At 65.3% G+C, this 21854-nt stretch carries 24 protein-coding genes; 12 read left to right on the top strand and 12 right to left on the bottom strand.

What is annotated here, in order from left to right; all coding sequences use genetic code 11:
• Nucleotides 1–41: 41 nt before the first annotated feature.
• Nucleotides 42–752 carry a Clp protease N-terminal domain-containing protein gene (locus CH268_RS02345; protein ID WP_176457827.1) on the top strand — a complete coding sequence of 237 codons (711 nt, stop codon included), beginning with the start codon at nt 42–44 and terminating at the stop codon, nt 750–752.
• Between the two features lie 9 nt (nt 753–761).
• On the opposite strand, the gene CH268_RS02340 is transcribed toward CH268_RS02345, so the two are convergent.
• Entirely contained in the window at nt 762–1751 is a 990-nt protein-coding gene (locus tag CH268_RS02340; protein WP_094662455.1) for an NAD(P)/FAD-dependent oxidoreductase, read from the bottom strand.
• A gap of 237 nt (nt 1752–1988) precedes the next feature.
• Here CH268_RS02340 and CH268_RS02335 point away from each other — a divergent pair, with 237 nt between their 5' ends.
• Entirely contained in the window at nt 1989–2231 is a 243-nt protein-coding gene (locus CH268_RS02335) for a hypothetical protein (protein ID WP_094662317.1), read from the top strand.
• Here CH268_RS02335 and CH268_RS27695 read toward each other — a convergent pair.
• Complete coding sequence (locus CH268_RS27695) at nt 2228–2386, bottom strand: hypothetical protein (RefSeq protein ID WP_176457826.1); 159 nt, start codon at nt 2384–2386, stop codon at nt 2228–2230. The genes CH268_RS02335 and CH268_RS27695 overlap by 4 nt on opposite strands.
• Nucleotides 2387–2638: 252 nt before the next feature.
• Between CH268_RS27695 and CH268_RS02325 the strand changes: the two genes are divergently transcribed.
• On the top strand, nt 2639–3526 hold the full coding sequence (locus CH268_RS02325) for an SGNH/GDSL hydrolase family protein (protein WP_176457825.1): 888 nt from the start codon (nt 2639–2641) through the stop codon (nt 3524–3526).
• Between the two features lie 61 nt (nt 3527–3587).
• Nucleotides 3588–4229: a LysE family translocator gene (locus tag CH268_RS02320; protein WP_094662313.1), complete on the top strand. Its 642-nt coding sequence runs from the start codon at nt 3588–3590 to the stop codon at nt 4227–4229.
• Here the strand turns inward: CH268_RS02320 and atzF are convergent.
• Genes atzF through CH268_RS02295 form a run of 5 tightly spaced genes read right to left on the bottom strand, consistent with a single transcriptional unit; the run spans nt 4179 to nt 10882 of the window.
• Nucleotides 4179–5912 carry an allophanate hydrolase gene (gene atzF / locus CH268_RS02315; RefSeq protein WP_094662311.1) on the bottom strand — a complete coding sequence of 578 codons (1734 nt, stop codon included), beginning with the start codon at nt 5910–5912 and terminating at the stop codon, nt 4179–4181. The two genes, CH268_RS02320 and atzF, sit on opposite strands and share 51 nt — an antisense overlap.
• Entirely contained in the window at nt 5902–7926 is a 2025-nt protein-coding gene (locus CH268_RS02310; protein WP_094662309.1) for a 5-oxoprolinase/urea amidolyase family protein, read from the bottom strand. Before CH268_RS02310 ends, atzF begins: the two co-directional genes overlap by 11 nt.
• The gene (locus CH268_RS02305; protein WP_094651324.1) at nt 7923–8549 is read right to left on the bottom strand and encodes an urea amidolyase associated protein UAAP2; all 627 of its coding nucleotides are present in this window, start codon (nt 8547–8549) and stop codon (nt 7923–7925) included. The genes CH268_RS02310 and CH268_RS02305 overlap by 4 nt, the downstream gene beginning before the upstream one ends.
• Nucleotides 8546–9328 carry an urea amidolyase associated protein UAAP1 gene (locus CH268_RS02300; RefSeq protein WP_094662307.1) on the bottom strand — a complete coding sequence of 261 codons (783 nt, stop codon included), beginning with the start codon at nt 9326–9328 and terminating at the stop codon, nt 8546–8548. Before CH268_RS02300 ends, CH268_RS02305 begins: the two co-directional genes overlap by 4 nt.
• A 6-nt stretch (nt 9329–9334) precedes the next feature.
• Nucleotides 9335–10882, bottom strand: a complete 1548-nt coding sequence (locus CH268_RS02295) for an amino acid permease (RefSeq protein WP_094662428.1) — start codon at nt 10880–10882, stop codon at nt 9335–9337.
• A gap of 187 nt (nt 10883–11069) precedes the next feature.
• Between CH268_RS02295 and CH268_RS02290 the strand changes: the two genes are divergently transcribed.
• Genes CH268_RS02290 through CH268_RS02275 form a run of 4 tightly spaced genes read left to right on the top strand, consistent with a single transcriptional unit; the run spans nt 11070 to nt 13699 of the window.
• The gene (locus tag CH268_RS02290) at nt 11070–11771 is read left to right on the top strand and encodes a TetR/AcrR family transcriptional regulator (RefSeq protein ID WP_094662305.1); all 702 of its coding nucleotides are present in this window, start codon (nt 11070–11072) and stop codon (nt 11769–11771) included.
• Nucleotides 11768–12433 carry an SDR family NAD(P)-dependent oxidoreductase gene (locus CH268_RS02285; protein WP_094662303.1) on the top strand — a complete coding sequence of 222 codons (666 nt, stop codon included), beginning with the start codon at nt 11768–11770 and terminating at the stop codon, nt 12431–12433. The genes CH268_RS02290 and CH268_RS02285 overlap by 4 nt, the downstream gene beginning before the upstream one ends.
• Before the next feature lie 14 nt (nt 12434–12447).
• Nucleotides 12448–12888, top strand: a complete 441-nt coding sequence (locus CH268_RS02280) for a cupin domain-containing protein (RefSeq protein ID WP_094662301.1) — start codon at nt 12448–12450, stop codon at nt 12886–12888.
• Complete coding sequence (locus CH268_RS02275) at nt 12881–13699, top strand: spermidine synthase (RefSeq protein WP_057474529.1); 819 nt, start codon at nt 12881–12883, stop codon at nt 13697–13699. Before CH268_RS02280 ends, CH268_RS02275 begins: the two co-directional genes overlap by 8 nt.
• Here CH268_RS02275 and CH268_RS02270 read toward each other — a convergent pair.
• The 5 genes from CH268_RS02270 to uraD are packed head-to-tail and all read right to left on the bottom strand — an operon-like array spanning nt 13696 to nt 17680.
• Nucleotides 13696–14457 carry an IclR family transcriptional regulator gene (locus CH268_RS02270; RefSeq protein ID WP_032385163.1) on the bottom strand — a complete coding sequence of 254 codons (762 nt, stop codon included), beginning with the start codon at nt 14455–14457 and terminating at the stop codon, nt 13696–13698. The two genes, CH268_RS02275 and CH268_RS02270, sit on opposite strands and share 4 nt — an antisense overlap.
• 43 nt (nt 14458–14500) lie before the next feature.
• Complete coding sequence (locus tag CH268_RS02265; RefSeq protein WP_094662299.1) at nt 14501–15901, bottom strand: nucleobase:cation symporter-2 family protein; 1401 nt, start codon at nt 15899–15901, stop codon at nt 14501–14503.
• 12 nt (nt 15902–15913) lie between these two features.
• On the bottom strand, nt 15914–16804 hold the full coding sequence (gene pucL, locus CH268_RS02260; protein ID WP_094662297.1) for a factor-independent urate hydroxylase: 891 nt from the start codon (nt 16802–16804) through the stop codon (nt 15914–15916).
• A 5-nt stretch (nt 16805–16809) separates the two neighbouring features.
• On the bottom strand, nt 16810–17148 hold the full coding sequence (gene uraH / locus CH268_RS02255) for a hydroxyisourate hydrolase (RefSeq protein ID WP_094662295.1): 339 nt from the start codon (nt 17146–17148) through the stop codon (nt 16810–16812).
• Nucleotides 17141–17680 carry a 2-oxo-4-hydroxy-4-carboxy-5-ureidoimidazoline decarboxylase gene (gene uraD / locus CH268_RS02250; protein ID WP_255182274.1) on the bottom strand — a complete coding sequence of 180 codons (540 nt, stop codon included), beginning with the start codon at nt 17678–17680 and terminating at the stop codon, nt 17141–17143. The genes uraH and uraD overlap by 8 nt, the downstream gene beginning before the upstream one ends.
• Before the next feature lie 233 nt (nt 17681–17913).
• On the opposite strand from uraD, the gene CH268_RS02245 reads away from it, so the two are divergent.
• Genes CH268_RS02245 through gcl form a run of 4 tightly spaced genes read left to right on the top strand, consistent with a single transcriptional unit; the run spans nt 17914 to nt 21853 of the window.
• A complete protein-coding gene (locus CH268_RS02245; RefSeq protein ID WP_032385160.1) occupies nt 17914–18309 on the top strand; it encodes an allophanate hydrolase-related protein in 396 nt (131 codons plus the stop codon).
• Nucleotides 18310–18321: 12 nt separating this feature from the next.
• Entirely contained in the window at nt 18322–19146 is an 825-nt protein-coding gene (locus tag CH268_RS02240; protein ID WP_094662293.1) for a hydroxypyruvate isomerase family protein, read from the top strand.
• A 9-nt stretch (nt 19147–19155) separates the two neighbouring features.
• Complete coding sequence (locus CH268_RS02235) at nt 19156–20052, top strand: 2-hydroxy-3-oxopropionate reductase (RefSeq protein ID WP_094662291.1); 897 nt, start codon at nt 19156–19158, stop codon at nt 20050–20052.
• 1 nt (nt 20053) lies between these two features.
• Complete coding sequence (gene gcl / locus CH268_RS02230) at nt 20054–21853, top strand: glyoxylate carboligase (RefSeq protein WP_094662289.1); 1800 nt, start codon at nt 20054–20056, stop codon at nt 21851–21853.
• Nucleotide 21854: the final 1 nt, after the last annotated feature.

Below are 21854 nucleotides of genomic sequence, written 5' to 3'. Positions count from 1 at the left end.
CGGGGGTTGACGGCAGGTTGGCGTCAACCTAAAGTTGACGTATGACCGAATCGACGAAGATCACCAATCCAGTCCGACTCGACGACCTGATCGCCGCCATCGAGAAGGTGCACACCGACGCACTCGATCAACTCTCCGACGCGGTGATCGCCGCCGATGCGCTCGGCGACATCGCCGACCATCTGATCGGCCACTTCGTGGATCGAGCGCGTCGGTCCGGTGCGTCCTGGACTGCCATCGGCGCGTCCATGGGCGTCAGCAAGCAGGCGGTACAGAAGCGCTTCGTGGCCAAGGGTGGCGACGACCCGGCCGAACTCGACGCCAGTCAGGGCTTCTCGCGCTTCACTCCACGCGCACGAAATGTGGTGGTGGGGGCCCAGAACGAGGCCCGGGCGACGAGCAACGATCACATCACCACCGGCCATCTGATCCTCGGCCTGCTCGGTGAGCCCGAGGGCTTCGCCGCGAAGCTACTGGGTGCGCAGGGGCTCACCGATGAGCAGATCCGTACCGCGGTGACGGCGACGCTGCCCGAACCGGCCGATCCCCTGCCGGCGCTGATCCCCTTCGACGCCGGTGCCCAGAAGGCACTGGAATTGACCTTCCGTGAAGCGCTTCGGTTGGGGCACAACTACATCGGCACCGAGCACATCCTGTTGGCGCTGCTCGAGAACGAGGATGCCACCCTGGCCGAACTCGGGGTTCGCAAAGACGCCATCGAGAGCGGATTGGCAACCGCGCTGGGAAGCTGATGTCCGACGTCAGGAGGCCATTGCTTCGGCCCGTTCCACGGCGAACCGTACGTCCTCCTCGATGAGGTCACCGTTGATCGCGGCACCGGCCTTCACGCCTGCCGCCGACGCCGCGACGACGGTGTCCATGGGTGCCGCCACGTTGCCGGCCACCCACACCCCCGGCACGGACGTCGCGCCGACCGGGTCGGCCTCGATGTAGGTGCCCAAGACGTGACCGTTCATCACCATCTCGGTCGTCTTGAGTCCCAATGACTCGAGAACGTCTGCGCGGGAAGTGAAGTTGGGGCCGACGACCACGGCGTCGAGCGCGACGGCGACGCCGTTCGCCAACGTGACGCCGACGATGGCGTCGTTCTCGACGTCGACTCGCGTGATCTCTTCTTCGACCACGACGATCCCGCGGGCGCGCATCCGCGTCAGCTCCTCGGGGCTCAATTCCGTTGCGGTGTGGGTGAATACGGTGACGTTCTCCGACAGTTGACGCCACATCTGAGCCTGATGTCCGGACATGACGCTGCCGATGATGCCGATCGCCCGGTCTCGGACTTCCCATCCGTGGCAGTACGGGCAGTGCAGTACGTCGCGGCCCCAGCGCTCGGCGAGCCCGGGGATGCTGGGAAGAATGTCGGTGAGACCGGTGGTGACCAGGAGGCGACGGCCTCGAACGACGGTCCCGTCGGCGAGGGACACCTCGAACCCGGAGTCGGTCCGCGCAGCCGAGGTCGCGTTGCCGTGGACGATGCGGACGCCGTAGTGCTCGGCCTCGATACGGCCGAGACGGACGAGCTCGAGCGGAGATTCGCCGTCGCGCGTCAGGTAGTTGTGGGAATGGGCGGCCGGAGCGTTGCGTGGATCGCCGGCGTCGACGATCGCCACGGATCGGCGGGAGCGTCCGAGAGCCACGGCTGCGCTGAGCCCCGCGACTCCGCCGCCGACGATGATCGCGTCGACGGGGACATTCTCGACGGGGGCTGGGTGTGCGTTGTCTGAAGTCATGTCTGCAGTGTGCGGACAGGACTGCATGGTTGGCAAGGAATATTGCCAGGACAGCAACTTGTCGAAGACGAAAATACCGTTGCTCCGACTCGCGCAGACAAAACGAGGTAGCTGCCCTGTTTGTCCCCGCGTCGGCCGAACCGACGGTTGCCATCGGTGGCAGTAAGCGCGGATCTACCGCTTGAACAGGCCGTTCGGGTGCGGTCTACTGATCGGCAGGAAGAATTTGGGGGCGCAATGGGGAATTTCGAAATCGGGGATACGGTCGTCGCAATCAGAAATCTGGGACGCGTGCGTTGGCGAAGCGGCATTCCGAAGGGAACCGTGGGGATCGTCGTAGGCATCGACTGGCTCGGCGACGCCCGAGTGGACTTCACCGCCGACCCGTCGATGCGAGCGCGCGGAGAAGCGGTGGAGCACATCGTGGCCGACGGTGACGTCCGGACGGTGCGGTCGGCACCTCGCCGCTTGTTCGGCTAGCTGCCGTCGGTTCGCTCGTCGTCAATGGCCGGGCCGGTTTCGATGGCCCCACCCTCGCTGGACCAGTCGTTGGTGTCTGCGTCCGCAGCCGGGTCGGACTGCACGTCCTTGTCGGCGTCGGGGGCAGAGTTCTCGTCGTGCTTCGGATCAGTCATGTGTGCGGTGTACCCGTGCGGTGCCGGACGAACCGTCGGCACCGCACGGATGGCGAACTGCCGGTCCTACAGTCCGAAGGGCAGCGTTCCCGGTGCCAGCTCGAAGCCGCTGCTACCAGCAGAAATGGAGCCGAAGCCGGCCAGGATCGCGTTGATGAAGTTGGTGATCATGCGATGTTCCTTTCCTTCGATGTGTAGACGTACTCGTGGGACAACCCGGTCGAGGTTACCGGCCGCGGTAGCGTCGAGCCTGTGAGGAACCCTGGGATCTACGTCGGGATTGTTGTTGCCGTGAGTCTGCTGGCGGCGTGTTCTTCGCCCAGTGCACCCGACGCCGACGTCCCGGACGTCCCGGCCTCGGCCTCACTGAACTATGTGGCGCTGGGTGATTCGGCGGCGTCGGGGCCACGTATCCCGGAGCAGGTGGGCGTACCGGGTTGTGAGCAGTCCGACTCGAACTACCCGCACGTCGTCGCGGCTCAGCTCGAGGTCGCGTCGTTCGTCGACGTCACGTGCGGCGGGGCCGTGACCGAGAACCTCGTCTCGACGCCCCAGAGCACCTCCAGCGGGGATCAGCCCGTCCAACTCGACGCGGTGACGCCCGAGACCGATCTGGTCACGGTGACGATCGGTGGCAACGACATCGGGCTCGTCTCGACCGCGGTGGGTTGCCTGACGTTCGCGAATTCCTCGACAGGCAACGTCTGCAAGGACCGGCTCACCGCCGGCGGTGTCGACACCGTCGCCGCCGCCATCGCGGACAAGGCTCCGGGTTGGGGCGCGATGCTCGACGCGGTGGCCGAGCGTGCGCCCGACGCGCGGATCCTCGTCGTCGGATACGGAACGTATCTCCCCGACGGTGGCTGCTTCCCGACCCAGCCGGTTCTCCCCGAGGACGCCGACTACATCCAGAGCAGCATCACCGCCATGAACCAGGCGCTGAAGACACAGGCCGAGGAGCACGGGGCCGAGTTCGTCGACACCGAGGCACTCAGCGTCGCCCACGATGTCTGTGCGGCAGTCGATCAACGGTACTTCGAGGGCGTCATCCCGGAGAACCCCGCTGCGCCACTGCACCCGACGGCAGCCGGCATGGCCGCCATCGGTGACGAGGTCGCCTCGATCGTGCGAAGCGAATAGGTGTCCACGGGAAGGTAACTGGCTCTACCCGGGCGTTCGACTATCGGGAAGTGTCGACCGTATGGTCTCGTGGTCCGCAGTATTCGGCGTGTTCGCCGTCGCCCTCGTGTTGGTTCTGACACCGGGTCCCAACATGATCTACCTCGTCTCGCGCAGCATTTCGCAAGGCAGGCGGGCGGGGATGGTGTCCCTCGTAGGTGTGGCTGTCGGCTTTCTGGTCTATCTGACGGCCACCAATCTCGGCCTGGCAGCGGTGTTCACGGCCGTGCCCGCGTTGTACATCGCGGTCAAGCTTGCCGGTGCGGTCTACCTCGGTTGGCTTGCCGTACAGGCGCTACGCGGAACGGCCTCCGCTTTCGAGCCGACTGCGCTGCAACAGGACTCGAACCGTCGACTGTTCGCGATGGGTCTGCTGACCAACCTGCTGAACCCGAAGATCGCGATCATGTACATCTCCGTCATCCCGCAGTTCGTCGATCCTGCGGCCGGCCGCCTTCTGCTGCAGGGCTTCACGCTCGGCGGCGTACAGATCGCCGTGGCCGTGGTGGTCAACCTGGCGATCGTGGTGCTCGCCGGATCGATCGCCCGATTCCTCGCCGTCCGGCCCACCTGGCTGAAGATGCAGCGCTACCTCATGGGCACCGTGCTCGGGCTACTGGCTGTCCGCGTCGCCACCGACGGCAGCAGGCCCGTTCCCGCGTGAGCAGTACGTGCGCCACCCGCCGAATTCGGTGATGTCGGTGCCCTTCTCGGCCGCGTCGTGGGCGCAGCAGAACCCGGTGACCCAGCGTCCGTCCGACAACTCGACCGGACCGAGGCCCATCGGCGCGGGCAACCCGGCGAGAAAGGTGCCGAGCGCGGCAGCGGACATCCGGTACAGCTCTCCGGCAATGGGTGCGCCGTCCCCTTCCCGCCGCACCAGACCGGGCTTGGGCGGTGTGGTGTGCAGATCCACGAGTCGGTAGTCCGCAGATGTGGTCACCTCGCCGTTGAACCGTGCGCCCCGATCGGTCAGCTGGCTGTGCACCGGGAACCCGCGTAGGTGTGCCCCTACGGCCAGCACCTCGATGCCGTCGTCGATCAACGAGGGTGACGGCGCTTCGCTCAGCCGAGCAGCCAGGTCGATGGCGATCTGATCCTCGAACGCAGGCACGACGAACATGACTCCGAACGGGTTGCCCTCGGGCGTCGGGGCACCGGGGACGGCCACCGCGGCCATGTCGAGCAGATTGCAGAAGTTGGTGAACGTGCCGAGTCGGCGATTGATGCCGAGCGGATCTGCCTGCACTGCAGCGATGCTCGGGTGTTCGGTGGTGGTGGGCAGCAGCAGACCGTCGACGTCTCGTAGCAATTCGCGGGCAGCAGTCTTGGCCTGGGTGAGTGTGCCCAGATCGTCCACGTACCGGTGCGCGGACGGGCCGGCTGCAGAGCGGACGATGGCAGCGACCGTGGGATCGGCACCGTCCGGCGCGGCGTCGAGAAATTCTCCGACGGCCGAATAGCGCTGCGCCACAATGGCTCCGTCGTACAGCAGTGTCGCCGCATCGAGCAGCCCCGAGATATCGACCTCGATGTGGGTGAAGCCCTTCTCGGCCAGGCCTGCGACCGTCTCCTCGAATGCCCGACGGTACGCCGGGCTCAGCGACACCAGATCCGCGGCACGCGGAACGGCGACCCGGGGTTCCGGTGACGCGGCCAGTCGAACGTCGGCCGGCCAGGCCCGGCTGCGCGGATCGGTGGTGGTCGGACCGGTCATGACTTTGATTGCTGCCGTGGCTCTGTCGAGATCGTGGGCCAGAACGGTGACGCAGTCGTAGTCGGCGCAGGCGGGAACGACGCCGGTGTTCGGCACGATCCCCAGTGTCGCCTTGATGCCGACGAGTCCGTGGAACGCGGCGGGGACTCGCCCGGATCCGGCTGTGTCGGTGCCGATTCCGATGTCCGCGATCCCCAGTGCCACCGCCACTGCCGAGCCGGAACTGGACCCGCCCGAGACCAGCGTGGGGTCCCAGGCGCAGCGCACTGCTCCGTAGGGGCTGCGGGTGCCGACCAGTCCGGTGGCGAATTGGTCCAGGTTGGTCTTGCCGAGTATCAGAGCGCCCTGGCCCGTCAATCGCTCGACGGCGACGGCGGAGATTGCTGGTGTGTAGGCGAATTCTGGGCACGCCGCAGTAGTGGGCAGACCGGCGACGTCAATATTGTCCTTGACGGCAACCAGCACGCCGGCGAGCGGCAGATCTGCACCGGCCGCGAGCGCCTCGTCCAGCGACACCGCCTCGGCCAGTACGTCGTCCTCGTCGCGCAGGGTGATCCACACCTCGGGTCGGTCGACCTCCGCTATTCGCTTGTAGGCCTGCAGAACTCGTTCTCGTACCTCAGGCAGCATCGATCTTGCCTCTCTTGTCGAATTCTCCGGCTGCCGACCACGCGTCCCGCTCGGCCCCGAAGGCCACGGCCTGAGTCGCGCGGAACTCCGCGATGGATTCGGCGTTGGACTCGAGGAAGTTCTCGTGCTCGGCGAGCGAGAACTCACCGTCGGTGATCTCGACTCCACCGCCTCGGCCTGCCGCGAGATCCGCGCGCAGGTCCATCAGCTCCTCGGGTTCGACCGAGTACCAGGAGATTCGGTCGAAGAACCGCAACAGCCACGGGGTTCCTTCCTCGAACGGGCCTCCGCTGTACGTGGCACTGTGGTTCCACACCTGCGTGGTTCGGCCGACGAACTGGTATCCGCCGGGACCCTCCATGCCGTAGATGCAGAGGTATGCCCCGCCGATGCCGACGGCATTCTCCGGCGTCCACGTGCGTGCCGGGTTGTACTTCGTCGTCACCAGGCGGTGACGCGGATCCAGCGGAGTCGCCACCGGGGCACCGAGGTACACGTCACCAAGCCCGAGCACCATGTAGTCCGCCGCGAAAACGGTATCGAAAACGTCTGCGACGGAACCGAGTCCGTTCATCCGCCTGATGAATTCGATGTTCCAGGGACACCACGGGGCGTCGGCACGCACGCCGTGCATGTACCGCTGAATTGCTTCGCGGGTCGACGGGTCGTCCCACGAGAGCGGGAGCCGAACCTGACGGCTGGGGACCACGAGTTCCGAGGCGGCAGGAAGATCATCCTCGACCTCGGCGAGCAGACCCATCAGCGAATCGATCGACAGCACATCGGGATTCACCTTGACCTGCAGTGAGCGGATGCCGGGGGTCAGATCCAACAGGCCTCGGGGCGCGATGGCTTCGACACGCTGATGCAGCGCGTGCACCCGTGCTCGCAGGGTGAGGTCGAGTTTCATGTCGCCGTATTCGACCAGCACGTTGTCGTCCCCAGATCGCCGGTAGGTGACGCAGGTATCGGCGTCACGCCGAGCGATGACGCCGTCGTCCCCGTCACCGCCGGCGGAGAAGACCGCGGGTAGTGATGCGCGCCGAGCGAGGCCAAGCGATCCCAGCGGCGCGGTGGCTGCAGCCCGGACCGGCACGAATCGGATGGTGTCACCGGGCCGAAGCTGGCCGAGCTTCCAGCGTTCGGCCGCGACAACGGTGACAGGACAGACGAATCCGCCGAGACTCGGGCCGTCGGGGCCGAGCAGGATCGGGGTGTCGCCGGTGAAGTCCAATGCCCCGACGCTGTAGGCGTTGTCGTGGATGTTCGACGGGTGCAATCCGGCCTCGCCGCCGTCGGCGCGAGCCCACTGCGGCTTGGGTCCGATCAGCCGAACTCCGGTGCGATCGGAGTTGAAGTGGACCTCGTAGCGGGTGGCGTAGAGGGTGTCGATGTCGTCGCGGGTGAAGAACTCGGGTGCTCCGTGTGGGCCTTCGGTGACGGCGATGTCCCAGTTGGACGTGAGCACCGGCAGGTGTTCCATCGGGATCGGTCCGAGGACGGCGGAGTTGTCGGAGCGGCCGGCCAGTCCGATGATGTCTCCCTCGCCCAGGATGCCGCCGCGATGTCCGCCGAACTTACCGAGCGTGAATGTCGCTGCGCTGCCGAGGTAGTCGTCGACGTCGAGGCCGCCCTGGATCAGGACATACACCCGCAGACCGTGTCCGGTGGTGGTACCCACGTCCAATGTTGCTCCGGCAGGTACCAGAACCGGTTTCCACTGCGCGGCCGATCGGCCGTCGATGCGCACCGGAACGGAGGCACCGGTCACACAGACGTAAATATCGGCGTCGAACGTCAATGCCGGCCCGGCCATGGTCGATTCGAGTCCCGGTGCACCCTCGGGATTGCCGAGCGCGGTGTTGCCGAGCCGGAACGACAGATCGTCCATCGGACCCGACGGCGGCACGCCCACCTTCCAATATCCGACGCGTCCCGGCCAGTCCTGCACCGTCGTGATCATGCCGGGCCGCTGCACGGTCATCTTGGCGGCCGTACTGTTCACAGCGGTCATGATCGCGTCACGATCATCTGCACCGCGGTGGGGTCGAACCCGTTGCAGGGGTTGTTGATCTGCGGGCAGTTGGACACCAGCACCAGCGTGTCGATCTCGGCGCGCAGCGAGAGCGTCTTGCCGGGGGCCGACAGACCGTCGACGATGCCGAGGGTGCCGTCGGCGTCGACGGGGACGTTCATGAAGAAGTTGATGTTGGGGGCCAGATCTCGCTTGCCCAGTCCCCACTTGGAACCCTCGATGAGGAAATTCTCGACGCACGCGTGCTGGTGCTGGGTGTGATGGCCGTAGCGCAGGGTGTTCGATTCCTTGGAGCACGCACCGCCGACGGTGTCGTGGTTGCCGACCTCATCGTCGATGATCGTCATCAGAGGTGTCGAATCATCGCTGCGGAGAACGGTTCCGGTGGTCAGGAACAGGTTCTGTTGCGCGGTGACGGTCGCGGCCGCGGAGTACCGGAGCGAGTGGTCGTGTGCGGCGTACAGCAGGGTGTCGACGGCCTGATTGCCGTAGAGGTCGACGATGGTCAGGATGTCACCGGCCTCGACGATTGCCGACCAGGGGCCGAACGCGGGAGCGATCTCGTCTCTCACTGTCACCGTGTTCACTGTGCTGGTAGTCATTGCGCTGCCTTCCATGCGTTCTCGGTGTTCTGCACTGCGCGCTGGTATTCCGGCTCGGTGTTGTCGAGTGTGAGCAGCTCTTCCGGTGCGCGCCAGGCCAGTACGTCGAGTGTCGTCGTGTCGTACTCGGGACTGGGGTTCAGTGGGTGAGCGGTGTTGGCGAGCAATACGATCACCGGCAGGTGGATGAGCAGATCCACCGAGCAGCCCGGTCCGGCCGAGCCGGTGCTGACGAGGCTCCCGTCCGCCGCGACGGTGACGCCATGGAAGAACGACAGTGACGGTCCGACGTCGCGCGGCTCGAGTCCGTGCTTGGCCGCGGCAAGGGTGAACAGCTCGCGGCCGGCCGGAGCGGACGAATGCGGTCCGCTCACTCCGTATTTGGCGATGTTCGTCGCCGTGGACGTGGTACCGCACAGCGCGTCGTGGTGACCGGAGGTGTCGGCGACGATGGTCGCCAGCACGCGGCCCTGATCCGAGAGCAGGGGGTGGCCCGCGCTCAGGTACGCCTGCCACGGAACCTTGACGGTGTCCGCGGTGTTGAGGCGCTCCCACGGTGCGTCGACGCGATAGAGCAGCAGGTTGGCGCAGGCGGCACCGTCGACGTCGACGAGGCGCAAGCGGGTTCCGCGAGCCAGAACCTTCGTGGTGTAGCTGCCGCCGGGCACCGATTCTGCCCACGTCAGTTCCGACACGCCCTCCGGTGCTGTGGGGGCCGGTGCGAGGGTCGCCTGGGACCGCGCGTGTTCCTTGGCCGAATGGGTGGTTGCTGTGCTCATGGTGGTTCAGGCTCCGATCGTGACGGGCTTCGGGTGGGCTTTGCCGCGGGGCAGGCAGGCGATGCCCACGACGATCACTGCGAGGACGGTCAGGGGTGCGGCCCAGCGCAGCAGTGGGAATTCGCCGGTGGGGTCGAAGATTTCGGCTCGTGGCCACGAGAGGTTGACCACCATGAGCCCGCCGTAGAGAACTGCGGCGATGTTGACCGGCAGGCCGAGGCGGCCGAGGGTGAAGAGCTTCTCGCCGTCGGCGTCGTGCATGATGCCGCCGTGCGGCCAGCCCTTGAGTCGCTGGATCAGCAGCGGGACGGTCACCATCATGTAGGCGAGGTAGATGAGCACGATGCAGACGCTCGACAGGGTCGTGAAGATCGCGGAGTTCCCGACGTTGACGGCGAGGATGGCTACGCAGGCGAGGCCGATCAGCACCGAGGGTGCGATGGGAGTTCCGGTGCGCGAGTTGACCTTGGCCAGTGCAGCGGATGCCGGCAGTCGTCCGTCGCGGGCCATGGAGAACATCAATCGGGAGGCTGCGGTCTGGATGGCGAGGGTGCAGATGAACACGGCGATGGCGACGTCGACGAGCAGGACCTTGCCCCACGGCGAGGTGAGAATCGAATCGATGACGTACGGAAGTCCCTGCGTCGCAAGCTGACCGTCGGTGAGACTGGGTGCGGCCATCAGTGCGCCGACGATCATCAGGCCACCGCCGAGAGCCGATGCCGAGAGGGCAAGGCGGATGGTGCGCGGTGCGACGCGTCGGGGATTGCGGGTTTCCTCGGCGAGCTCGCCCGCCGAGCCGAAGCCGACCATGACGTAGGCGGCCATCAGACCCGAGACGATCCAGGCCCCGATGTAGCCGGGATCGGCTCCGGCACTGCCGGTGTCGAAGACCACCTGCGGGCCGCGCTCGGCATGGGTGAAGAACACCAGCACGAGAGCGATGACGCCGACGATCTCGCAGGTGACGCCGATGCTGTTGATGCGCGACATCCAGTTCACGCCGATGCAGTTGATGGTGGTCGTGAGTACCAGCAGAATCGATCCCAGCACAACGGCATTGGCTGCTCCGCTCGACGAGGTCAGCGCGGTGTCCTCACCGATGAACTGGAATCCGCCCCAGATGCTGGGCAGCACCACCTGCAACGCGATTGCGGCGGCGGAGGCGGTGACGATCTGCGCGATGATCATGAACCACCCGGCGAACCACCCGACCAGTTCACCGCCCATGCGCCGGGACCAGTGGTAGATGGCCCCCGAGATGGGATAGCGCGCGGCGAGTTCGGCGAAGTTCAAGGCGACCATGAACTGGCCGAGGAACACCAACGGCCAGGTGAGGAAGAAGGCCGGGCCGCCGAAGCTGAAGCCGAGGCCGAAGAGCTGGAAGATGGTGGTGAGGATAGAGACGAACGAGAAGCCGGCGGCGAACGACGCGTACTTGCCGAGGCTACGGTGCAGCTGCTGGTCGTACCCGAGGGCAGCAAGATCCGAATGGTCCGTCGTACGAACCGGTTCCGATCCCGCGCCGGGGGCCGGCAGTGTTGTCGAGCTCATGTTCACTCCTACGGGCGAGGTGGGTGGTGAGTGACCGCCCGCTGCATCGCCGAGGCGGGTTTCTGTCAGTTGATAGTTTTCGGCACCGCCGTTCCCGGGTGGTGTCCGTCGTGAAACAAGCTCGTTTCGTCTATTTCGATCAGATGACAGAAATCTCACCGTCACGTGGACCTGACAAGATGCAGTCATGACCGGCGCAGGCAGACCACGGCTGAGCACAAAGAAGCGGGCAGGAGACACCGCTCGCGAGGAAATACTCGACGCCTCGGCTGAGCTGTTCACCACTCGCGGATTCACCAACACCTCGACCCGCGTCATCGCCGACGCTGTCGGACTGCGTCAGGCCTCGCTCTATCACCACTTCGCCACCAAGGACGACATCCTCGACGCACTGCTCAGTGGCACCGTCGACGCGCCGTTGGCCGTTGCGCAGCGAATCCGCGATTCCGGCGCCGAGGCCCCGACCCAGATGTACGCCCTCGCCTACTTCGACGCCGGGCAGCTGGCTGCGTCCACCTGGAATCTGGGTGCGCTCTACCTGCTGCCCGAGTTGCGCAGTGAGCGTTTCGAGGCCTTTCGAGACCACCGCTACACACTGATGAGCCTGTATGCCGCCATCGCGTCGGACACGGTGGTTCAGCTCGGCTCCGAGCGCCGACCGGGCACGGAAGACCTGCCGTTTCGTCTGGTGGAGACCGTGGTGAACGCGCGTGCCGACCGCGAGAACGGACGGCGCGACCCGACGGTGGATGCGGCGGGGATTGCCGAGGCCGCCCTGCGGGTGCTCGGCTGGACCGCGGATGTCACCGCGTTGCACGAGAGTGCGGAAGCCCTGCTCGAGACGGTCGGCGGAATAGTCGAGGATTCTCGCTCCTTGCATTCGACATGACATCGATAGCAATAGTCGGAGCAGGTGCAGGTCTCGGAGCAGCAGTGGCGCGTAAGTTCGGAGCGCAGGGCTTCTCGGTCGGCCTGATCTCCCGCAACCGGTCCCGTGTCGACGCACTCGCTGATCAGTTGGCGGCCGACGGTGTATCCGCGAAGGGATTCGTCGCCGATGTGCGCGATCCGGCCTCGATCGCCGCAGCGCTCGAGCAGGTCACCGAAACGCTCGGCCCCATCGAGGTGCTGCAGTACAGCCCGCTTCCGCAGAAGGACTTCATGCGGCCCGTGCTCGAGACCACCCCGGCCGACATGGTCGGTCCGGTCGAGTTCTCCATCTACGGACCCATCGCCGCGGTCCACCAGGTGCTGCCGGGAATGCGCTTCCTCGGCGAGAACAAAGGCACGATCCTGTTCGTCAACGGCGGCTCTGCCGTCAAGCCCGGTCGTACCGTCACCGGCACATCCATCGCGTTCGCAGGCCAGGCCGCCTATGCGCAGCTGCTCAACGAGGAGTTGGCCGAAGAGGGAATCCAGGTGTCGCAGTTGATCATCGGTGGTGCCATCGACGGTAGCGATCCGAAGAAGAGCCCGGAGGCTCTCGCCGAGCAGCTGTGGAGCCTGCACACCGTGCGCGACCGGTTCCGGGTTCAGGTCGCCACGGACTGACTAGGCTTGCCGGCATGACATCGTTGCCCGACTGGGCTCAGAGCCTGGACCTTGCACCCCACCCGGAGGGTGGATGGTTCAAGGAGACCTGGCGCAGCGAGGTCACGATTCCACAGGCAGCTCTGCCCGACGGCTATCCCGGTCCCCGCGTGGCAGGGACGGCAATTCTGTTCCTGCTCATGCCCGGTCAGCAGTCGGCCTGGCACACCGTTCGCGGCACCGAGATGTGGCTCTATCACCGGGGCAGTCCGGTGCAACTCGACCTGGGCAGTGATGGAACCCAGCCGGGTGAGGTGACTTCGCTGCTGGTTGCACCCGAATCTCCGCAGCAGATCGTGCCACCGTCGGTGTGGCAGCGGGCGCGTCCGATGGGCGAGGAGCCGAGCCTGGTCAGCTGCACCGTCACCCCGGGATTCGATTTCGAGGACTTCCGGCTCGAGGACTCCCATGGGTAGGAAGCGTGAGTCCGCTGGAGGGCTGAAGCCCGGCCTGTTCGAAATCGACTCGGGCACCTGCGAACTGGTGCGCGATACGTTCTCCGACGACGGCTGGGTCGTCAACGTCAACGACGTCCCGAGCTCGCACATCGACATGAACGACCCCACAGTCCTCGAGTTCGAGTACATGCGGTGGATCTCGGGACTGGTTCGAGCGCAATGGGATTCGAGCTTCCCGCTGCGGGCTCTGCATCTCGGGGGCGGAGCGTGCACACTGGCGCGCTCGTTCACCGCCGAATTCCCCGGTGCGCGTCAGGTGGTCGTGGAGCTCGACGGGAAGCTCTCGGAGCTGGTTCGTGAATGGTTCGACCTCCCTCGGGCACCGCTGCTGCGTATCCGCGTCGGCGAGGCACGGGCCGTCACCGAGACGCTGAGCGAGAACAGCCGAGACCTGATCGTGCGAGATGTGTTCTCCGGAGCCACAACTCCGACCCCGCTGCTCACCGCCGAGTTCACCGAGCATGTTCGACGCGTTCTCTCGCCCGGCGGCATGTATGTCGTCAACTGCGGTGATCGACGCGATCTCTCGCTCGCGAAGCAAGAGGCGTCGACCATCGGAAGTATATTTCCGCACACGGCGATCGTCGCCGATCCGGCGATGCTCAAGGGCAGGCGCTACGGCAACATCATCATTGCCGGCAGTGACGTCCCGATCGGGGACTCCCCGGCTCTGGCGCGGGAGCTTCTCGGCGGAGCAGTCCCGGCGCATGTGTGGTTGACCGAGCAGGTGCGGTCTTTCGCCCGCGACGCGAGAGTGTTGAAAGATTAAGGCGCTGGGATGTTGCTCGCGAGATCTTTCGCCAGGCGTTCCGCGGCCGAGATCAGCAGGGGTACGAACTGCTCTGCCGACTCGAGCGTGACCCGAGCGGTGGGCCCAGCAATGGACATCGCCGTGAGCGTCGGAGCGCCGATCACCGGAACGGCGAAGCAGCGCACTCCCACTTCCTGCTCACCGTCGTCGACGGCGTACCCGCGTTCGCGGATCAGTGCGAGATCCTCGAGCAACGCATCGAGTGTGGTGATGGTGTTGACGGTGCGTGGGGCCATGCCGAGGCGGCCGACGATCGCGCGGACGGCGTCGTCGTCCAACTGCGACAGCAATGCCTTGCCGACGCCCGTGGAATGCGGTAACACGCGCTGACCGACCTCGTTGAACATCCGCATCGCGTGTTCCGATGGGACCTGCGCGACGTACACGGCCATGTCGTCCTCGAGAAATGCCATGTTCGAGGTCTCGTGGGTGATCCGCACCAGCTCGGCGAGATATGGCTTGGCCCATCCACCGATGAGCTTGGACGCGCTGTCACCCAATCGAATCAGTTTGGTGCCCAATGCATATCGGCGTGACGGCAAACGCCTGACGTAGCCGAGGGAGACAAGGGTGCCGATCAGTCGGTGCACCGTCGGCATCGGCAGGTCGGTGCCCTCGGCGAGTTCGCTGATGCCGATGGATCCGCCCGAGGAGGCCATGATGTCGAGCAACTCGAACGCTCGCTCCACGGACTGCACCCCGCCGCCTGCCGCCACAGTCCACCTCGCACCGTCGTAGTCGTACCCGTCCCGAAGAACTCTACTGGTGATGCCGCGTCGCCACCGGCGGTGCAGCGGTCACCACCGAGGGCGAGGGCTTCTGACCCTTCGTGATGACGTTGAACAGGATGTTCAGCACGACGGCCACGATGCTCGCGGCGCTGATGCCCGAGTCGAGCACCACGTGGACCCAGTCGGGGAAGGCCGCGTAGAAGCCCGGCACGGCGATGGGAACGACCCCGAACCCGATCGCCACGGCCACGATGACGAGGTTGAGATTGCCGTCGAACTCGACCTTGGACAGCGTCCGGATACCGCTGGCCGCCACCGAGCCGAACAACACGATGCCCGCGCCGCCGAGTACCGGCAGTGGAACCGATGCCACGACGAGCCCGAGGACGGGGAAGAGGCCGAGGAACAGCAGCACCGAGCCGCCGGCTGCGACGACGTAGCGACTCTTGATGCCGGTGACGGCCACGAGTCCGACGTTCTGGGCGAACGCACTGGCCGGGAAGGTGCCGAACACGGGAGCGATGGTGGTGGCGACCATGTCTGCTCGAAGTCCGTCGCCGACGCGTCGGGCATCGACGTCGGTACCGACGATCTCACCGACGGCCAGGATGTCCGCGGTGGTCTCGGTCATGATCACCAGGATGACGACGACCATCGACATGATGGCTGCCACCTGGAATGTCGGTGCTCCGAACGCGAACGGCTCGGGGAAGCTGAAGATGGCACCGTCACTCACGCCGGAGAAATCGGCCTTGCCGACCAGGACAGCGAACAGGGTGCCGACGATGATGCCGATGAGGATCGACAGGCGCGAGAGCGTGCCCTGTACGAGCCGGCTCACGAGCAGAACCACCACGAGGCTGAACGCCGCGAGACCGATGTTGGACATCGAGCCCCAGTCGGCGGCCTGCTGATCACCGCCCATCGCCCACCGAACCGCAACGGGCAGTAGCGAGATCCCGATGACGGTGATGATCGTGCCGGTCACCACCGGTGGGAAGAAGCGAACGATCTTGCTGAAGAACGGGGTGATGAGGATGCCGATGGCACCGGCGGCGATGATGGCTCCGAACACCGAGTTCAGTCCACCCGGGCCGCTTGCGATTGCCACCATCGTCGACACCGATGCAAACGAAATTCCCTGTACCAGAGGTAGCTTGGCACCGAAGTAGGGCACTCCGAGTGTCTGCAGCAACGTGGCCGCTCCGCTGACGAACAACGCGGCCGAGACCAGCAGCGCGATCTCGGTGCCGGTCAATCCCGCTGCGCCGCCGACGATCAGAGGTGGTGCGATGACGCCGCCGTACATCGTCAGGATGTGTTGCAATCCGTAGACGTACGACCTGCCGATCGACAAACGCTCGTCCTCGGGACGGGCGGGGTCGTGCGGCGCATGGGTCTTGGTCGACGCGCGTTTCGTCAGCTTCATGTCGGCTCGCTCCTAGCAGAATCCGGGCACGGTATCCCAGGCGCGGCCTGCGTCCGGGGCATCGTCGCGTTCCACCGTGGCCTCGATCAGACCGTAGGGGCGATCCGCGACATAGAAGACCTCACCGGGGTTGTCGAGTCCGAACGGCTCCAGATCGACGAGGAAGTGGTGGATGTTGGGCATCGAGAACTTGATCTCGCCGATCTCGGGATGCGCCTCGAGTACCTGCTTGCCCATCTGGAACAGGCTCTGCTGCAACGCAAGAGAGTGAGTCGATGCGAAGGCGTCGAGCATGATCGAACGGACGTCGTCGAAGGTCTTGTCGAAATCGAGATCGGTGGTGAGGTACCGCCAGCGGGCGCTGACCGACGTCGCGAGGATTCGGTCGGTGGTTTCCTTCAGCGTGGTGTAGCGGTCCTTCGGGTAACCCCAGAACTCCGACGCCGTCGAGTTGAGGACCACGAGGTCGCTGATTCCGGAGACGATGGAGATGTTGTCGCCGTCGACCGTGACGATGGTGTTCCGCTTCTCGTCGCCGGCCTTGACGAAGGAATGGTCGTAGCCGTCTTGACCGTTCGCGATACGCGACCACTGGTATTGCTCGATTTCCCAGCGACCGCCGGTGATCCAGTGGAAGTTGCCGGTGAAGTGCGCGCCGAGACGGAGTGCGAAGTCCTCGATAGCGCCGATGCCGTCGCGGGCGAAGGCGTAGACGGTGTTCTTCTGAGTGTCGGTCGCGACGACGTGGGCGTTGTCGCCTTCGATGTGGACGGCGTCGAGGTCGCCGCGCAGCTGCGAGGTGACGCTGACGTCGGTGATGCGGTGGCGAGGAGTCTCGCGGTCGATACGCACGAGCCTGCATTCGGCCTTGCCGTACTGGTTTGCTCCGAGCACGATGGTCATGGGTTCTAGCTCCCTCGATAGGTGGTGAAAGCGAACGGGCTCAACAGAAGTGGGATGTGGTAGTGCTGGTCGGGTGCGGTGATCTCGAAAGTGACGACCACCTCGGGGTGAAAGCATTCGGTGTGCTGGGCCGCGAAATACGCGCCGGTTGCGAAGGTGAGCCGGTAGGTGCCCGGCGTCAGTTCGCTCGGTCCGAGTGAGGAGACTCTGCCCTGTTCGTCGGTGACGGCGTGGGCTGTCTGTGTACCTGTAGCGTCGGCCAGGGAGATCGATATCCCTTGCGCGGGGACGCCGTTCGCAGCATCGAGCACGTGAGCGGTCACGTGGCTCCTCGGGTCAGGCATTGCCGAGGCTTCCCGTTGCGCGAATCTCGGCGATCTCCCGCAGTTCGTGTTCGACGACGGCTGCCTCGGTCTCGGGGTCGTTGCCGAGCCTGGTCTGCAAAGCGTCGAGAACTGCGTCGGCATCCCGGCCGGCGGCCCTGATCAGGAAGACCTGCCCGAAGCGGTTCTCGTAGGCCAGATTTCCCGCTCGTAGCCGCTGCTCGACGCTCGCGTCGGAGACGTCGACGCCGGATTGTTCGGCGCTCGCGTAGTCCGCACTCGCATCGTGATTGACGGGTTTCTCGCCGATGCGCGGATGTACCGCAAGTGCGCGGTGTACTTCGTCGGCTGTCAAGGGTGCGGCAGCGTGATGAACGGCGTGACGCAGGGCCTGCATGTCGGTGAACGGGCGGGCGCTGATAACTCCCTCGACCCAGCGAGGCACGTCGAGGCAGAGCGAGAGCGTGCGTACCGCATCGGCCTCGGAGGCCGTGTTCAGATCGGCAACGGCTCCGTGTGCCTCTGATTCCGTATTACGAAATGTTGATTCCACCAAACGAGCGTGACACCGATCACACCGACTGTCAAGGGTTGATCCATGGCAGTCCATGTCGAGCCCTTCGGTGTTGCTGCACTGCGGAACTCGGCGGTTCGCGAGGGCCGCCTGGGCGTACGGGTCTTGACAGAGCGACGTGGTGCACGCCACACTCGAAACACATTACGGAATCAATATTCCGCATGACGGACTTTAGCTATGAATAGTCGTCCCCTAGGAGGCACCACTTCATGACGGAACTCTTCTGCAACGGTGGCGCAATGCGCGGTGGCAGCCTGCACCACAACGTCTCGTCCCACCCGTTCGTGGGGACAGTGCGCACCACACCCAACTACCGGTTCTTCTCCGTGCGGGACGAATTCCCGGCGCTGCTGCTCGACCACACCGCCGGCGCGGCCATCGAGGGAGAGCTGTACGACATTCCGCTCGACGACATCCGTACGGCATTCCTCCCGGACGAACCGCCGGAGCTCGAGCTCACCGTGGTTGCGCTCGAGGACGGGCGTTCCGTCCTCGGCGTCGGTCTCCGCCCCGGGGTGCTCGACGCGCAACCGGACGAGCTGACCGACATCACCTATGCCGGCAGCTGGCGTCGATACCGCGGACTGCCGCAACCTCAGAACTGAAAGGCACTGCGCATGAATATCTTTGCTGATTCTCGACTCCAGTACACCGTCAACTGTTCGATCCTCTTCACCGATATCCCCCTCCTCGATCGCCCGCAGCGTGCCCGCGACGCCGGCTTCGAGGCCGTCGAATTCTGGTGGCCGTTCTCGAACCCGGTCCCGTCCGATGCCGACGTCGATGCATTCGTGTCGTCCGTCCGCGATGCGGGCGTACAGCTGACCGGCCTGAACTTCGCCGCAGGAGACATGCCGGCCGGTGATCGCGGAATTCTCTCCGATCCGGCGCAGGTACAGGCGTTCCGCGACAACATCGACGTCACCGTCGGCATCGGCGAGCAGCTGGGCACCAAAGGATTTAATGCCCTGTACGGCAACCGCATCGACGGTGTGGATCCGCTGGATCAGGACGAGGTCGCGATCGAGAACCTGGCCGCCGCAGGCAGAGCCGCCGCGAAGATCGGCGGCGTCGTATTGGTGGAGCCGGTCAGCGGCGCACCCGCCTACCCGCTGAAGTCCGCCGCCGGTGCCGTCGCGACCATCAGACGTGTCGCCCGTGAGCAGGACGTACACAACCTCCGCCTGCTTGCAGACCTCTACCACCTCGCCGTCAACGGAGACGACGTTCCCGCATCACTCGAGTCCCACCACGACCTGATCGGGCACGTACAGATCGCCGACTCCCCGGGCCGCGGTGAGCCGGGAACCGGCAGCCTCGATCTCGGCGGGCAGCTCACCGGTCTCGCAGCACGGGGTTACGACGGCTACGTCGGACTCGAATACAAGGCCACCCAGCCGGATCCGTTCGCGTGGCTCGAACTGGCCACCACTACCAAGTAGGGATTTCACATGAGCACCATTGCATTCATCGGCCTCGGAATCATGGGCAGTCCCATGTCCGTTCACCTCGCGAAGGCCGGCCACCAGGTGGTCGGCTACAACCTGACCCCCGATCGCACGGGTCCTCTGGTCGAGGCCGGCGGCACCGCTGCCGATTCGATCGCCAAGGCCGTCCACGACGCCGACATCGTCGCGATCATGGTCCCCGACTCCCCCGATGTGCAGGACGTTCTCGCCGGTGAAGGCGGTGTGTTCGACAATGCTCGACGCGACGCGCTGATCATCGACTTCTCCAGCATCCGTCCCGACGTCACCGCCACACTGGCCGCCGACGCGACTGCGCGCGGCTTCCGGATCCTCGATGCCCCGGTCTCCGGTGGCCAGGCCGGGGCCGAGAACGCGACGCTGTCGATCATGGTCGGTGGCAGCGCGGACGACTTCCACACGGCCAAACCAATTCTCGACGTTGTCGGTAAGACCGTCGTGCACGTGGGTCCGAGCGGATCCGGGCAGACGGTCAAGGCGGCCAACCAGTTGATCGTGGCCGGCAACATTCAGGTGCTCGCGGAGGCGATCGCGTTCCTCGAGGCCTACGGCGTCGATCTGGCTGCGTCGGTAGAGGTTCTCGGCGGCGGCCTGGCTGGTTCGGCCGTGCTGAACCAGAAGGCCCAGAAGATGCTCGACCGGTCGTTCGAGCCCGGGTTCCGCATCGACCTGCACCACAAGGATCTCGGCATCGTCACCTCGGCTGCGCGTGAAGCGGGCGTCGTGATTCCCATGGGTGCAGTGCTGGCGCAGCTGATGGCCTCCGCCCGCGCCAACGGCGATGGTGGACTTGATCATTCGGCGTTGTACCGCGGTGTCGCTCGCCTCTCGGGCTCCCCGATCACAAGCAAGGACAACTGACATGGCCAAGATGCGCGCGGCAGATGCCGCAGTGAAGATTCTCGAACTCGAAGGTGCAACGACCGCATTCGGCCTACCCGGTGCTGCGATCAACCCGTTCTACGCGGCGATGCGCAATCACGGTGGCATCCGCCACGTGTTGGCCCGCCACGTCGAAGGTGCCTCACACATGGCGGAGGGCTTCACCCGGGCCGCACCGGGGAACATCGGCATCTGTATCGGCACCTCCGGTCCGGCCGGTACCGACATGATCACCGGGCTGTATTCGGCCATGGCCGACTCGATTCCGATCCTCGCCATCACCGGCCAGGCCCCGGTCGCGCGGCTGCACAAAGAAGATTTCCAGGCCGTCGACATCGCGTCGATCGCGGCACCCGTCACCAAGATGGCGATGACGGTGCTCGAGCCGGCCCAGGTTCCCGGTGCCTTCGCGCAGGCATTCCATCTGATGCGGTCCGGTCGCCCCGGTCCGGTGTTGATCGATCTGCCTATCGACGTGCAGCTGGCCGAGATCGACTTCGATCCCGACACGTACCAGTCGCTGCCCGTGCACAAGCCCGTCGCCTCGCGTGCTCAGGCCGAGAAGGCCATCGACATGCTCCTGGCTGCCGAGCGCCCGTTGATCGTGGCCGGCGGCGGCATCATCAACGCCGATGCGTCGGACCTGCTCGTGCAGCTCGCCGAGATCCTCGACGTGCCGGTCATCCCGACGCTGATGGGCTGGGGCACCATCCCGGACGATCACCGCCTCGCGGCGGGCATGGTCGGTCTGCAGACCGCGCACCGATACGGCAACGCAACGCTGCTGGCCTCGGACTTCGTGCTCGGCATCGGAAACCGTTGGGCCAACCGGCATACCGGCGGACTCGACACATACCGCAAGGGCCGGAAGTTCGTCCACGTCGACATCGAGCCGACCCAGATCGGACGCGTCTTCGCACCGGACTACGGCATCATCTCCGACGCCAAGGCAGCCCTCGAGCAGTTCGTCGCCGTCGCCGAAGAGCGTCGTGCTGCAGGGTCACTGCGCGATCTGTCCGGTTGGGTGGACGACTGCGCAACCCGCAAGCGCACGATGCATCGGCGCACGCACTTCGACAACGTGCCGATCAAGCCGCAGCGCGTGTACGAGGAGATGAACAAGGTCTTCGATCGCGATACCCGCTACATCAGCACTATCGGGCTCTCGCAGATCGCGGGCGGTCAGTTCCTGCACGTGTACTCCCCTCGAAACTGGATCAACTGCGGGCAGGCCGGCCCACTCGGCTGGACCATTCCCGCGGCACTGGGTGCGGTAGCTGCTGATCCGACTGCGAATGTCGTTGCCCTGTCCGGCGATTACGACTTCCAGTTCATGATCGAGGAGCTGGCTGTCGGTGCGCAGTTCAATCTGCCGTACGTGCATGTGGTGGTGAACAACTCGTACTTGGGGCTGATCCGGCAGGCGCAGCGCGCCTTCGACATGGACTTCTGCGTGCAGTTGGGATTCGACAACATCAACCACCAGGACACGTTGGACACTGAGCCCGGCATCCCCAAGGGCTACGGCGTCGACCACGTGCAGGTGGCAGAAGGGTTGGGCTGCAAAGCGCTCCGTGTTACCGAGCCCGAACTCATCGGTGAGGCACTCGTGCGGGCCAGGACTCTGGCGAACGAGCACAAGGTCCCCGTCGTCGTGGAAATCATCCTGGAGCGAGTCACCAACATCTCGATGGGTACCGAGATCGACAACGTCGGCGAGTTCGAGGAATTGGCCAACACGTCGGCGGACGCGCCCACTGCACTGCTCCTGCTGGACTAGA

Source organism: Rhodococcus sp. 06-1460-1B, from assembly GCF_002258475.1.
GTDB classification, from domain to species: domain Bacteria; phylum Actinomycetota; class Actinomycetes; order Mycobacteriales; family Mycobacteriaceae; genus Rhodococcoides; species Rhodococcoides fascians.
This window is presented reverse-complemented; position numbering and strand designations above follow the sequence as displayed.